Origin of the sequence: Streptomyces sp. NBC_01335 (assembly GCF_035953295.1) — a bacterium.
Classification (GTDB): domain Bacteria; phylum Actinomycetota; class Actinomycetes; order Streptomycetales; family Streptomycetaceae; genus Streptomyces.
Genome location: NZ_CP108370.1, coordinates 4,337,887 through 4,351,521, shown reverse-complemented (window position 1 = coordinate 4,351,521; position 13,635 = coordinate 4,337,887). Strand labels below are relative to the sequence as shown.

Genomic DNA, 13,635 nt, shown 5'->3' with positions numbered 1-13,635 from the left:
GGACGTGGCCGGACGTCGCCGGACGTCGCCGGACGTCGCCGTGGGGAGTGCGGAGTGTGCGGGGCGTGCGCGGTGCGGGGGCGCTCAGGCCGTGCGCCCGGCCCCGCCCGCTCCCGGCTCCACCGGCTCCACCGGCTCCAGGAAGCCCTCCTCGACCAGGAGCCGGATCGCCTGCGGGGTACGGTCCCGCAGCAGCACGGGGTCCTCGCCCATCAACTGGGCGATGGCGTCCAGAATGCGGCCCGCGGGCAGCGATCCGTCGCAGACGCCCGCGAACCCGGCGCCCACCGAGTCGACCTTGGTGGCCCGGCGCATCCCGCGGTGCTGACGGAGCACCACGTGCTCGGGGTCCTCGGCGCCCGGCAGACCGACCTGCTCCTGCACGACCTCCTCGGCGAGGACGAAGTGGCCCGCGAGCAGCGAGGCGTCGTCCTGGGCCCGCAGGTAGTCCTGGCGGGCGAAGTGGGCGAGGACGGCCGGGCCGAGCGGCTGCTCGATGGTGTGCGGCCACTCCTCCACGACGACCGACGGATTCCCGGCAGCGGCCGCGGCGGACTTGCGCACCGTGATCCAGCCAAATCCGACCGCCGTGGTCCCCCGCGCCTCGAACTCGTCGAGCCACGCCTCGTACCGGGCGGTGTACTCGGCCGGATCGGCCCGGTGGTCACCGCTGTCGCGCAGCCAGAGCTCGGCGTACTGCGTGACGTCCTGCACCTCACGCTGCACGATCCAGGCGTCGCAGCCCTCCGGCACCCAGGAACGGAGCCGGTCCTGCCACTCCTCGCCCTCCACGTGCTGCCAGTTGGCGAGGAACTGGGCGTACCCGCCGTCGTTCAGCCGGTCGCCGGACTGCTGGACCAGGGTGCGGCAGAGGTCGTCGCCGCCCATGCCGCCGTCGCGGTAGGTGAGTCGGGCGCCGGGAGAGATGACGAACGGCGGGTTCGAGACAATCAGGTCGTACGTCTCGTCGGCGACCGGCTCGAAGAGGGAGCCCTCCCGCAGATCGGCGGGCGCCGCGCCGGAAAGGGCGAGGGTGAGCCGCGTGAAGTCCAGGGCCCGCGGATTGAGGTCGGTGGCGGTGACCCGCGTGGCGTGCTGCGCGGCGTGCAGCGCCTGGATACCGGAGCCCGTGCCCAGGTCGAGGGCGGAGGCGACCGGGGTGCGGACCGTGATCCCGGCGAGCGTGGTGGACGCGCCCCCGACACCGAGCACGACCCCCTCCTCGTGCGATCCGATGCCGCCCGCGCCTCCGACGGCACAACCGAGGTCGGAGACGATGAACCAGTCCTGACCCTCGGGGCCGCCGTACGGGCGGACGTCGACGGTCGCCCGTACCTCGCCGTCCTCCTCCCGCACCCAGCCGTCCTCCAGGCAGACGGCGAGCGGAAGGGCGGCCTTCGCCCGTTCCACCGGAACGGCGCGCTGGAGAAGGAAGAGCCGCACCAGCGTGTCGAGCGCGGTGTCGCCCCGGGTCGCGCGCAGCGCGGGGACCGTCTCGGCGCGTGCCAGCGCCGCGTAGGCCGGTGCGCCGAGCAGGTCCAGGAGCCCGTCCGCGGTGAAGGCGGCCGCGAGCAGCGCCTCGCGGAGTGCGGGCACGTGCTCGGACCGCGGAAGGCGGGGCCCCGTGGGGCTCGTCGGGCTCGTCGGTGCTGAGGGGCTCTTCGTACTCACGCCCCCATTGTCGCCGCTCCCACCGACAACGGCAGCGGCCCGGCCCCCCGACGAGGGGTGACCGGGCCGCTGCGTCCGCCGCGCGGGCTCTACGGGCTACGAGGCCTTGGCCGAGGCCGGGGCGCCCGAACCGGGTGAGGCCGAAGCGGAAGGGCTCTTGCAACTGTCCTGCTTGGCCATCGCGCTGCCGACCTCGCCGGACTGCAGCTTGTTCAGCGCGTTGGCGCCGGTGCTGCTGATGTTCTTCAGCTCGTCCGCGATGTCCTTGAGTCCGTCGGCGAACTTCGCCTGGTCCTCGGTGTCGAGCGCGTCCACCTTGGTCTTGAGGTTCGCGTACGCCTCGGAGGAGGAGTTGAGCCCCTTCACCGCCTCCTGCTGCGTGGCCTCACCGTCGTCGACGGGCGGGGCGCCGGCCGAGTCCACGGCCGAGCCGAGCGCCTTGTACGCCTCCGAGATCTGCTGGAAGGCGGCCGAGTCGGTCCGCTGCACGTCGGCCGGCTGGCTGTTGTCCGCGGTCTGTTCCTGGATGGCGGCGTTGGCGTCCGCGATCTTCTGCAATTGCGGCTGGATCTCGCCGCACACCTTCTTGGCCCAGTCGTTGACCTCGTCGTTGCTGTCGTCGCTGCAACCCGTCAGCGTCAGTACGAGTACCGCACCGCCGGACAGTGCGGCCGCAAGCTTCTTGTTCACCGGATCGGTCCCTTCCAAGGCTCTCGGCCCCGGAACTTACACGCCAAGTGGGCGACAACCGGGCGCTGGCCTACCGGTATGCGGCCTTTGTAGCCATTTGCACCAAGAACGGCAGGGGAGATTCAACTCACCTCGCGCGCCCACGCCGACCAGCGGACCCACCCCTCGGGCCACCCTCCCGCTTTCACCCGAAAGGATGAAGCCTTCACTCCCACCGCCTTCCAGTCCGCCTCGCGACAGACGCGGCATCAGCACCCATTTGTCACACCTGATGTGAATATGCGTCACTTTTTGGCCACAGGGTCAACCGAGGGGATCGCCACGGACTTCGGCTTCCACCAGGGAGTCGCTGAGGGTTCGTCGGGGCTACACGAGGGCCGGCCGGGGTTGCGCGCATCGCGGCGGCGGCGCCTCCAGCACCCGGCCGACGAGGGCGGGGAAAGCGGGGGAAGCAGAGCGGGCAGCGGGCAGCGGGCAGCGGGCAGGGCGGAACGACGCCTCGGCCGACCACCCGGCCCGACGGGACTGGACGGATTCAGGGAGCGCACAGGGGTACGCGCGCACCGCCCCAACGGCTCACGGCTCAGCACCCCCGAAGGAACCGCGGAACCCCGGACCTCCGAAGGAGCCTCGGAGCCCTGGAACCCGACATGGAAGGGACCCCGACGACCGGGAACCGCTCAGGGAAAGACCACCGCGTGCGCGGTCGGCCAGGTCATACGGATCACCCCGCCGTTCGCCCCCGACCGGACCTCCACGTCGTCCACCAGGCCCTTGATGACGGCGAGGCCCATCTCGTCCTCGCCCTCACCGTCCGGTTCCGGCTCGGGGTCGTCGAGTCCCACCGGCACGACGGGTGAGGCCCTGCGAGCGCCGGGAACGGCGCTTCCGGCATCACTGCCGAGACCCGGCACATCGTCGCCGACCTCGATGGAGAACGACTTCTCCTCGTCCGTCAGCACCACGGCCACCGGGGTGTCGATGCCATGAGCGTGGTGCAGCCCCACAGCCCGGCTGCACGCCTCGCCCACCGCGAGCCTGACCTCGTCGAGCACCGCTTCGTCGACGCCGGCCCGGCGTGCCACAGCGGCTGCCACCAGGCGGGCCGTCCGGACATGTTCAGGCTGTGCGCTGAAGCGGAGTTCAACGGTGGCCATGAGATCCCCCTCGAACGTAGGGCGTGCGTCTCAGAGGCCCGGGCGTGGCGCCCGTACCCCTGTGTCTCCTCCGGGAGCCCACGGAGCGGACGGCCGACCCAGGGTCGACCGCCTGCTCAGCGCGGCCCGGCGCGGCTGCTGCCGTCCGGGCCGTCCACGGTCCGCCGACCGGGGCCGGCGGGCCGCTCCGACGTCAGTCGGTGGCGGCGACGGCCTCGTCGACCGTGGTGTGAATCGGAAACACCTTGGTCAGGCCCGTGATCCGGAAGATCTTGAGAATGCGCTCCTGGTTGCAGACCAGGCGCAGCGAGCCCTCATGGGCCCGGACACGCTTCAGGCCGCCCACCAGCACGCCGAGGCCGGTGGAGTCGAGGAAGTCGACACCCTCCATGTCGACAACCAGGTGGTAACTGCCGTCATTCACCAACTCGACCAACTGCTCGCGCAGCTTGGGCGCGGTATACACATCAATCTCGCCACCGACCTCGACGACCGTACGGTCGCCACCAGGGCCGGACACATTGCGAGTCGACAGGGACAGGTCCACGGATCCTCCAGCACCTTGCTATCGAGCGGTCGCCCCTCGGTCTCCCCGACGGAGCCAGGGGACGGATCGCCAGCCGCGATGGCATTCAATCACTTACCAGCAGCCATGCACGACGCCTTGGGACCATTGTCCGTCACGCCAGTGACACACTCGGTGCCGATGGCCAAGAATCACCGCCCCAGCGGACCCGCCGAGAGCGGAGACTCCCGCCCCTCCCCCGACATGATCCTCGACCGACTCGCCGCAGGGGCGGGCCGGGCCGCGCGCATCACTCATACGGAGCACTTGCCCCCGCGACCGGGAACCCATGCCATCTGGCCGGATCGCATCCGCCCGGAAGTCATCGCGGCGATCGGGCGTGCCGGGATCGACCATCCGTGGGTCCATCAGGCGGCCGCGGCCGAATGCGCGCTCGACGGCGAATCCGTGGTGATCGCCACCGGCACGGCGTCCGGAAAGTCGCTTGCCTATCTGGCCCCGGTGCTCAGTACGCTGCTCGACGGCTCCGAGGCCCCGAACGGACGTGCGACCACCGCGCTCTATCTCTCCCCCACCAAGGCGCTCGCGGCCGACCAGCGCCGGTCGGTGAAGGCTCTCGCCTCGCCGCTCGGCAACGCGGTCAGGCCCGCCGTCTACGACGGCGACACGCCCGTGGAGGAACGCGAGTGGGTACGCCAGTACGCCAACTACGTCCTCACCAACCCCGACATGCTGCACCGGGGAATTCTGCCGTCCCATCCCCGCTGGGCCTCCTTCCTGCGCGCTCTGCGCTTCGTCGTCATCGACGAATGCCACACGTACCGGGGCGTCTTCGGCTCGCACGTCGCCCAAGTCCTGCGCCGCCTGCGGCGGCTGTGCGCCCGGTACGGCTCCGATCCGGTCTTCCTGCTCGCCTCCGCGACCGCGGCCGAGCCGTCGGTCGCGGCCGGCCGCCTCACCGGGCTGCCGGTCAAGGAGATCGCCGACGACGCCTCGCCCCGGGGTGAACTGGTCTTCGCGCTCTGGGAGCCGCCGCTCACCGATACGCAGGGCGAGAAGGGCGCGCCCGTGCGGCGTACCGCGACCGCCGAGACCGCCGACCTGCTCACCGATCTGACGCTCCAGGGCGTCCGCTCGGTCGCCTTCGTGCGCTCCCGGCGCGGCGCGGAATTGATCTCCGTGATCGCCAAGGAGCGGCTGGCCGAGGTCGACCGCTCGCTGCCGCGACGCGTCGCCGCCTACCGGGGCGGCTATCTGCCGGAGGAGCGCCGCGCCCTGGAGCGCGCCCTGCACTCCGGTGAACTCCTGGGTCTCGCCGCCACCACCGCCCTCGAACTGGGGATCGACGTCTCCGGTCTGGACGCCGTCGTCATCGCTGGTTACCCGGGCACCCGGGCCTCCCTCTGGCAGCAGGCGGGCCGCGCCGGCCGTTCGGGGCAGGGCGCCCTGGCCGTGCTGGTGGCACGGGACGATCCGCTGGACACCTTCCTCGTGCACCACCCCGAGGCCCTGTTCCAGCAGCCCGTGGAGTCGACCGTCCTGGACCCGGACAACCCCTACGTACTCGCCCCCCATCTGTGCGCCGCCGCCGCCGAACTGCCTCTCACCGCTGCGGACATCGCTCTCTTCGGGCCCACCGTGCCGGAGCTGCTGCCGCAGCTGGAGGCCGCGAAACTGCTGCGCAGGCGGGCGGCCGGCTGGCACTGGACCCGCCGCGAACGGGCCGCCGACCTCACCGACATCCGGGGCGGGGGAGGCCGTCCGGTGCAGATCGTCGAGGAGGGCACCGGCAGGCTGCTGGGCACCGTCGACGAGGCCGCCTCACACACCGCGGTGCACGAGGGCGCCGTCCACCTCCACCAGGGGCGTACCTACCTGGTCCGGAAGCTGGACCTGGAGGACTCCGTCGCTCTCGTGGAGGAGGCGAGTCCGCCGTACTCGACCAACGCCCGCGACACCACCGCCATCACGGTCCTGGAGACCGACACCACGATCCCCTGGGGCGACGGGCGGCTCTGCTACGGCTCCGTCGAAGTGACCAACCAGGTCGTCTCCTTCCTGCGCCGAAAGCTCATCACCGGAGAGGTACTGGGCGAGACCAAGCTCGAACTGCCCCCCCGCACCCTGCGCACCCGGGCCGTCTGGTGGACCGTCACCGAGGACCAGCTCGACGCCGCCCGGATCAACCCGGAGATCCTCGGCGGTGCGCTGCACGCCGCCGAACACGCTTCGATCGGGATGCTCCCCCTGTTCGCCACGTGCGACCGCTGGGACATCGGCGGGGTCTCCGTACCGCTGCACCCCGACACCCTGCTGCCCACCGTCTTCGTGTACGACGGCCACCCAGGCGGCGCCGGGTTCGCCGAACGCGCCTTCCACACCGCCCGTGCCTGGCTCACCGCGACGCGCGAGGCGATCGCGTCCTGCGAGTGCGAGGCGGGCTGCCCTTCCTGCATCCAGTCCCCCAAGTGCGGCAACGGCAACGAGCCCCTCCACAAGCGAGGTGCGGTACGGCTCCTGGCCGAACTCCTCAGGGCGGCCCCCACGGACCCGCCGGCGCCGGGAGAGCCGGATCCGTCAGCCCCGGGCCCGTCGGGCCGGGAAGTACCGGAGGGCCCGCGCGGGACCTGACCTGCGGCGCGTACGGCCCGAACACCACCCGTGCCGTCACGTCTGCGATCTCTCCCCGCACCGAGCACCGCACCAGCAGGGCGCCTTGCGCGCCCGCCACCCGCCGGGCCGCCGCGCAGGCGGCCCCGGGCCCCTGGAGCGCGCGGTCGGCAGCGGCGAGGGCGGCCAGGTCCGCCGCCCCACCGGCACGGTGCCGGGCGGCGACCGCCTGCCCGAACGCGAGGATCACCGCGCACACCGAGCAGAGGGTGGCCACCGTCAGGGCCACCCACACGGTCGCCATCCCCTGATCGCGGCGGCGGCCGCCGAACCGGTTCATCGCCCGCCTCCGGCCATGTCCGGGGCGCCCGCGGCGTCCCCGGGCTCTGCACTGGTCCCGGTCCCGGGCTCTGCACCGGTGCCGGGATCTCCACCGGGGCCGGGATCTGCGCCGGTACCTTCGCCGGCACCGGGACCGGCGCCTACCGTGTCCTCGGCCAGGGCTGCCGCTTCAGCGCTCAGGGTGAGGGCCAGGGCGTGCGGCCCGGGTGTGGGCGCCTCCACGCGTACGCGCCAGAGCGCGCCCTCCCTCCGTACGACGACCAGGGCCCGGGCGGGGGCCGCCGTGCGGGCCGCGGCCCGTACCGCCGCCTCCGGTTCGGAACGTGCCGCGGCTCGCGCGCCGGCCCGCGCCGCGTCCACGCACCGGATCTGGTCGGCGGCCGCCACCAGCGCCCAGACCAGCACCAGGGCGAGGGCCACCAGCACCGGCAGCACCATCGCCGCCTCGGCGGTGACCGAGCCCGTGTCCCCGCCAGAGTGCCGGGCCCGGGTCCACCGCCGTCCCCCGTAGCGTTCCGATTCGTCGCCCCGCTCAGAACGAGCCATCGAGCGCGCCCTCGATCAACGACTGCAACGCGTTCTGGACCGCACCACTGTTGACCACCTTGTAGAGAACGGCGGCGAACGCGCAGGCCGCGATCGTCCCCATCGCGTACTCGGACGTGGTCATCCCCCGGTCGGCCCCGCCGAACCTCCGGGACCACCGGACCCGCTGGTCCCGCGACACGGTCCGGAGCCGGCATCGCACCGGCCCCACCTCGCGGAAGGTATGCCGACCGCGTCGGCCCTTTCCGCCGCGCGTACCGTCCGCGACGTTCCCACTCGTTTCGATACCCGTGTCGGCGCTCATGTCAGTCCTCGTTCCGCCCGTCGACGGGCATGGTCGGTAACCGGCGCACCTGCGGCGCGCCGTTGGTCCTGGAATGTGGAGATGGTTCAGCCGGTGTGCAGGAGTCCTCCCGCGAGTCCGACGATCACCGGCGCGACCCCGACTGCCAGGAAGGCCGGAAGGAAGCAGAGCCCCACCGGCGCGGTGATGAGCACGCCCGCCCGCTGGGACTTCGCCACGGCGGCGTCGGCGCGCGCGCAGCGTATGGCGTCGGCCAGCCGGGCGACCGGCTCGGCTGCCGGGGCCCCGGTCTCACCGGCCCGGTCCAGGCACCGGGCCAGCGGACCCGCCCCCGGGACGTCCCCGAGGCGGCCCCAGGCCAGGGAGGGATCACCGCCGAGGCGGATCTCGACGGCCGCACGGACCAGCCGCTCACCGAGCGGACCCCCCAGCGACTCCCCCACGGCCTCCGCGGCCTGCCGGGGACCGGCGCCGGCGGAGATGCAGGCGGCCAGGAGATCCGCCGCCAGCGGGAGTTGCCGGGAGGCCGAGAGCTCGTCCTCCGTCGGCTTCCCGGACCCTCCCGAACGCCGGGCCCGTCCGGTTCGCCGGACGTGCCACACCGCAGCGGCCACCCCCAGGCCGACCACGGCCCCGGTGGCGCCTCCCACGAGAATCCACGCCGTCAGACCCGCGCCGGCCGGCTCTCCCCACCGCGTCACCACGTCACGGACCCCCGCGATGCCACCACCTCCCGCGACCTCCCGGCCCTCCGCGGCCTCACGGACTCCCAGGGCCTCACGGACGCCCGGGCCCGGTCGGACTCCCGGGGCCGGTCGGACTCCCCGGGCCGGTCGGGGCGGCACTCGCCGCACCCGCTTCCCACTCGCCGCACCCGCCGCACCCATGTCGCGGTCCGCCCCTGGGAGGAGCGCCGCGCCTCTCCTCAGCCGGGCCCGTTCCCGCCGGGTACCGCTGACCGACAGCACCGAGCACAGGGCTGCCGTGCCCGCCGAGAGCCAGATCCCCAGACTGTGGACAACTTCTTGGGACATCGCGTTCACCCCGTGTCCCCCGCCCGCACGATCCGCCCGGCCCAGAGGAGCCCGACCGCTTCCAGCAGCAGACCGGTCGCCAGGCAGACCAGCCCTGCCGGGGTGTGCAGCAGGACGCGGAGGGGCTCGGCCCCGAGCGCGGCGCCCATACCCAGGCCCGCAAGCGGCAGCAGTGCCAGCACCACCACCGTCGACCAGGCTCCGGCGAGCCGCGCCCGCAGCTCCTCCCGGCGTCGCCGCTCGGCCCGTAACGCTCCCTCCAGACGGTCCAGCCCCGCCGCGAGTCCCGCACCGCCGTCCACCGACACCCGCCAGCACGCCGCGACCCCGGCCAGCGACCCCAGCCCCGGCATCAGGGACGCGCGGTGCAGTGCGACGGGGACGTCGCCGCCGAACCGCGCGGCGGCGAGCACCGGTGACTCGGCCGCGCCCAGCCCTCGGGTCTCCCGCACGGCACGGACCAAGGCCTGCCCCGGTTCGCGTCCGGCCCGCAACTCGCCGACGACCGCACCGCAGAGCGCCGTCACCGCGTCGTCCGACCGCTCGCACACGGCCCGCTCGTCCCGCCCGCGCAGCCACCGCCTTACCAGCGGTACCGCCACGGCCCCCGCGACCAGCGGCAACCACGATTCCCCGAGCACCGCGAGTGCCACGGCCACCGGAACACACAGCCATGCGCGGCGCCGTCCCAGCAGCTCACCCGCCCGTGCTCGCAGCACCGCCGCACTCCGCACCACCCCGGCCGGTACACCGATCTCCGCGCCACCGCCGACCCCAGGGCCCGAGGCGCCACGCACCACTTCCGCGCACCTCGCCCGCGCCGGGCTGCCGGAGCCGCGGCGCAGGAACAGCAGGGCCGCCAGGGCGGCACAGGCCGCCGCTCCCCACGTCGAGCACACGGGCGCCACTGCGCTCATCACGCACCCCCGACGAGCGCGGCCAGCCTCTGCCAACCGGTGGCCCGTACGAAGCCGTCGGGCCCGCCGGTCAGCGCGGGCACGGTGAACACCATCCCGTCCGAGTCGCGTTCCAGCACATGGACCTCGGCGAGGCGCCGTCGTCCCGTCCGGTCGCGCACCAGGTGGAGCACGACCGACAGCGCGGCCGCCAACTGGCTGTGCAGCGAGGGCCGGTCGAGCCCGGCGGCCGTCCCCAGCGCCTCCAGCCGAGCGGGTACGTGCGACGCGGCATTGGCGTGCACCGTGCCGCACCCGCCTTCGTGGCCGGTGTTCAACGCGGCGAGCAGGTCCGTCACTTCGGCGCCCCGCACCTCGCCGACGACCAGCCGGTCCGGACGCATGCGCAGCGCCTGACGGACCAGGTCCCGGAGTGTCACCCGACCCGCGCCCTCCTGGTTGGCCGGCCGGGACTCCAGGCGCACCACGTGCGGGTGGTCCGGGCGCAGTTCGGACGAGTCCTCGGCCAGCACGATCCGTTCGTGCGGGCCGACCTCTCCCAGCAGGCTCGACAACAGGGTGGTCTTCCCCGCGCCCGTACCCCCGCTGATGAGGTACGAGACCCGGGCGCGCACCAGGCTCCGCAGCACCCGGTCGCCACCGGGTGGCACCGTGCCCGCCCGGACCAGCTCCTCCAGGGTGAAGGCCCGGGGGCGGACGACACGCAGGGAGAGACAGGTCGAGCCGACGGACACCGGAGGCAGCACCGCGTGCATCCGCGTCCCGTCCGGCAGCCGCGCGTCCACCCAGGGCCGTGCGTCGTCCAGGCGCCGGCCGGCCACCGCCGCGAGGCGCTGCGCGAGCCTGCGCACGGCCGCGGCGTCGGGGAAGGTGACCCCGGTCAGCTCCAGACCGCCGCCCCGGTCCACCCACACCCGGTCAGGGGCCGAGACCAGGACGTCGGTCACGGCCGGATCGGCCAGCAGGGGCTCCAGCACACCCGTGCCGACCAGCTCGCCGCGCAACTCGGCCGCGGCACCCAGGATTTCCTCGTCCCCCAGCAGCCGGCCCTGCGCCCGTACGGCGGCGGCGACGCCTGCCGGAGTGGGCACCTCCCCGCTGAGCGCCAGCCGCTGCCGCACGGCGTCCAGCAGGCCCTCGGTCATGACGCCCCTCCCAGGGGGACGGGAAGACCACCGACGTACGCCTTCTCCCAGAAGGCGGCGCAGAACCGGGCGAGTGGACCGCGCGGCCCGGAACCCGGCGGAAGGACGCCGTCCTGATACGCCGAAGCGCCTGGTTCCAGCGGGAGTTCGCCCAGCAGCGGCAGGGCGAGCGCGCGGGCCACCCAGGGGCCGTCCAGCCCGGGGGCGAACGGTGCCCGGGCCACCACGCGCAGATCGTCGAGGGACGTGCCGACCGCCGACGCGACGCATTTCGCGGCTGCCACGGCGCGTAGTTCACCAGGCACGACCAAGAGCCCGAGGTCCGACTGGGAGAGCGCTTCCGTGACGCCTTCGTCCACCTGCCGGGGCAGGTCGACGACGACCACCCCGCCCAGCCGCCGGGCCGCCGCGAGCACCGACCGCACCGCCTGGGGCGGTACGACGACGCCGCATTCACGCCCCCGGCTGAGCACCCGCAGCCCGTGCAGGGCGGGCAGCGAACCCTCCAGGACTCCACCGCCGAGCCGGCCCCTGGTGTGAGCGAAGTCGGGCCATCTCCGGCCCTCCGTACGCTCTCCGCCGAGCAGGACGTCGATGCCGCCGCCCAGCGGATCGCCGTCGATCAGCGTCGCCCGCAGTCCCGCCCGGGCGGCGGTCACGGCGAGCGCGCAGGCGAGCGTCGACGCACCGGCTCCACCCCTGCCACCCACCACCGCCACGGTGAGCGCGGGGCGTCCTGCGCCTTCCGTCGCGTTGGCGAGCTGCTCGACGAGCCAGCCCTCGGCATCGGGCAGCCTCAGCACGTGCTCGGCGCCGATCTCGACCGCCTGCCGCCAGACATCGGGCGAGTCCTGGTTCCGCCCGACGAGCATCACCCCGCGGCGCCGCGCGAGTCCGCGGCACCGCTGGACCGCGTCGTCGCCCACCAGGACCAGCGGCGCCCGCCGCCACACCTCGCGGTCCTCCGGTGCGCCGTGGTGAACCTCCGGCTCCGCTCCGGCCGCCGCACAGAGACGCAGCAGATCGTCGAGCAGATCAATGTCCTCCGTCACGACGAGCGGTACACCGCACCGCTCATCGGCGATCGGGAATCCTTCCCGCACAAGGGATCGGGCCACGATCTCCACCCCTTCTCACAGCTCCTTGAGCACCGTTCACGCTGATCCCGGAAGTTCCGGGACAGGTGATTGGAGGAACCCGCGGACTTCGCGGGCGGAATCACCATGCGAGCTCACGGAAAAAGATGTGGATCTTGATGGAGAACTGTGGACAACTCTCACGTTGTGAATAACTCGGTCACTCGAACCGGGGACATTCGGAGCGCACTCTATTCACTACGCACAGTCACATGTGAGGCTGGCCGCAGCCGCTCGCGCACCGGAGCACAAGCCCGCAACAGAGGGGGAGAAACCGCGTGATTCCGGGGAAGAACACACCCGGACGTGCGACGACCCCCGCCGGGGGGGGAGAGCGGGGGTCGTCCCCACGGCCGACTCGGGGGGGGAGGAGTCGGACCGGGTTAGCACGGTCGCGAACGATCCGTGACTTCCATGGTGTACCCGAGCACCTTGCCAGGCAAACCCGCGCACCGGAGTTTGAGCCGAATGGAGGCCCCCTATGCTCAGCCTTGTGGAAAACCGCTTCTCGCCGCGCACCGCCGCCTTCTTCGACCTGGACAAGACGGTCATTGCGAAGTCTTCGACGCTGGCCTTCAGCAAGTCCTTCTACCAAGGCGGCCTGATCAACCGCCGCGCGGTGCTGCGCACGGCGTACGCACAGTTCGTCTTCCTCGCCGGAGGCGCGGATCACGATCAGATGGAGGGGATGCGTGAATATCTCTCCGCGCTCTGCAAGGGGTGGAACGTGGCGCAGGTCAAGGAGATCGTCGCCGAGACCCTGCACGACCTGATCGACCCGATCATCTACGACGAGGCCGCCACCCTCATCGAGGAACATCACGCCGCCGGCCGCGACGTGGTGATCGTCTCCACCTCGGGCGCCGAGGTGGTGGAGCCCATCGGTGAACTGCTCGGCGCGGACCGGGTCGTGGCGACCCGGATGGTCGTCGGCGACGACGGCTGCTTCACGGGCGAGGTCGAGTACTACGCCTACGGCCCGACCAAGGCCGAGGCCGTCAAGGAACTGGCCGCGTCGGAGGGGTACGACCTCTCCCGCTGCTACGCCTACAGCGACTCCGCCACCGACGTCCCGATGCTGGAGTCGGTCGGCCACCCGCACGCGGTGAACCCGGATCGGGCACTACGACGCGAAGCCGGTGCCAGGCAGTGGCCGATCCTCGTCTTCAACCGCCCGGTGCGGCTCAAGCAGAGGCTGCCCCGTTTCTCGCTGCCGCCGCGTCCGGCACTCGTCGCCGCCGCAGCCGTGGGAGCGGCCGCCGCCACCGCGGGTCTCGTCTGGTACGCCACGCGCCGACGCGCGGCAGCCACCGCATCCGCCTGACCCCCGCCCCGCCGTACGGACGGGCCTCACACAGGCACCGTCCGGCAACCGGGCACGAGGGACGGGGAGTCGACAGTGGCCTGCCACGGGTGATTGAACGCGAAAGTAAAGAAGTGGAGCCCGGGGTACCGCTTACCCCACTCCAGGAGTACAAAGGAGTCAACGGCCCGCGAGACCGGGGACATCCGAGAGGATGACCTTTCACGCAGCAAGGCCCCACGGACCGAGCACCG

13 protein-coding genes are annotated in these 13,635 nt (G+C 72.8%); 2 read left to right on the top strand and 11 right to left on the bottom strand.

The window, feature by feature from the left end:
- Window positions 1-84 precede the first annotated feature (84 nt).
- The 4 genes from OG599_RS18720 to OG599_RS18705 all read right to left on the bottom strand — a co-directional run bounded on the left by OG599_RS18720 (window position 85) and on the right by OG599_RS18705 (window position 4,065).
- Window positions 85-1,596, bottom strand: coding sequence for a class I SAM-dependent methyltransferase (locus OG599_RS18720; RefSeq protein ID WP_327180090.1), 1,512 nt, complete (start codon window positions 1,594-1,596; stop codon window positions 85-87).
- 171 nt (window positions 1,597-1,767) lie between these two features.
- Window positions 1,768-2,361, bottom strand: a complete 594-nt coding sequence (locus tag OG599_RS18715) for a small secreted protein (RefSeq protein WP_327177110.1) — start codon at window positions 2,359-2,361, stop codon at window positions 1,768-1,770.
- A 680-nt stretch (window positions 2,362-3,041) separates the two neighbouring features.
- Window positions 3,042-3,518, bottom strand: coding sequence for an ATP-binding protein (locus OG599_RS18710; protein WP_327177109.1), 477 nt, complete (start codon window positions 3,516-3,518; stop codon window positions 3,042-3,044).
- A gap of 193 nt (window positions 3,519-3,711) precedes the next feature.
- Window positions 3,712-4,065 carry an STAS domain-containing protein gene (locus OG599_RS18705; protein WP_003967428.1) on the bottom strand — a complete coding sequence of 118 codons (354 nt, stop codon included), beginning with the start codon at window positions 4,063-4,065 and terminating at the stop codon, window positions 3,712-3,714.
- A gap of 78 nt (window positions 4,066-4,143) precedes the next feature.
- Here OG599_RS18705 and OG599_RS18700 point away from each other — a divergent pair, with 78 nt between their 5' ends.
- A complete protein-coding gene (locus OG599_RS18700; RefSeq protein WP_327177108.1) occupies window positions 4,144-6,675 on the top strand; it encodes a DEAD/DEAH box helicase in 2,532 nt (843 codons plus the stop codon).
- On the opposite strand, the gene OG599_RS18695 is transcribed toward OG599_RS18700, so the two are convergent.
- The 7 genes from OG599_RS18695 to ssd all read right to left on the bottom strand — a co-directional run bounded on the left by OG599_RS18695 (window position 6,575) and on the right by ssd (window position 11,994).
- Window positions 6,575-6,958: an Rv3654c family TadE-like protein gene (locus OG599_RS18695; RefSeq protein ID WP_442809691.1), complete on the bottom strand. Its 384-nt coding sequence runs from the start codon at window positions 6,956-6,958 to the stop codon at window positions 6,575-6,577. The two genes, OG599_RS18700 and OG599_RS18695, sit on opposite strands and share 101 nt — an antisense overlap.
- A gap of 32 nt (window positions 6,959-6,990) precedes the next feature.
- Window positions 6,991-7,542 (bottom strand): TadE family type IV pilus minor pilin, encoded by a 552-nt coding sequence (locus tag OG599_RS18690; RefSeq protein ID WP_442809453.1) that lies wholly within the window; start codon window positions 7,540-7,542, stop codon window positions 6,991-6,993.
- Window positions 7,529-7,723, bottom strand: a complete 195-nt coding sequence (locus OG599_RS18685) for a DUF4244 domain-containing protein (RefSeq protein ID WP_327180089.1) — start codon at window positions 7,721-7,723, stop codon at window positions 7,529-7,531. Before OG599_RS18685 ends, OG599_RS18690 begins: the two co-directional genes overlap by 14 nt.
- Window positions 7,724-7,932: 209 nt before the next feature.
- Complete coding sequence (locus OG599_RS18680; protein WP_442809452.1) at window positions 7,933-8,889, bottom strand: type II secretion system F family protein; 957 nt, start codon at window positions 8,887-8,889, stop codon at window positions 7,933-7,935.
- Window positions 8,886-9,797: a type II secretion system F family protein gene (locus tag OG599_RS18675; protein ID WP_327177106.1), complete on the bottom strand. Its 912-nt coding sequence runs from the start codon at window positions 9,795-9,797 to the stop codon at window positions 8,886-8,888. The genes OG599_RS18680 and OG599_RS18675 overlap by 4 nt, the downstream gene beginning before the upstream one ends.
- Window positions 9,797-10,942, bottom strand: a complete 1,146-nt coding sequence (locus OG599_RS18670; RefSeq protein WP_327177105.1) for a TadA family conjugal transfer-associated ATPase — start codon at window positions 10,940-10,942, stop codon at window positions 9,797-9,799. Before OG599_RS18670 ends, OG599_RS18675 begins: the two co-directional genes overlap by 1 nt.
- Window positions 10,939-11,994 carry a septum site-determining protein Ssd gene (ssd, locus tag OG599_RS18665; RefSeq protein WP_442809690.1) on the bottom strand — a complete coding sequence of 352 codons (1,056 nt, stop codon included), beginning with the start codon at window positions 11,992-11,994 and terminating at the stop codon, window positions 10,939-10,941. The genes OG599_RS18670 and ssd overlap by 4 nt, the downstream gene beginning before the upstream one ends.
- A 565-nt stretch (window positions 11,995-12,559) precedes the next feature.
- On the opposite strand from ssd, the gene OG599_RS18660 reads away from it, so the two are divergent.
- On the top strand, window positions 12,560-13,402 hold the full coding sequence (locus tag OG599_RS18660) for an HAD family hydrolase (RefSeq protein WP_327177104.1): 843 nt from the start codon (window positions 12,560-12,562) through the stop codon (window positions 13,400-13,402).
- Window positions 13,403-13,635 lie beyond the last annotated feature (233 nt).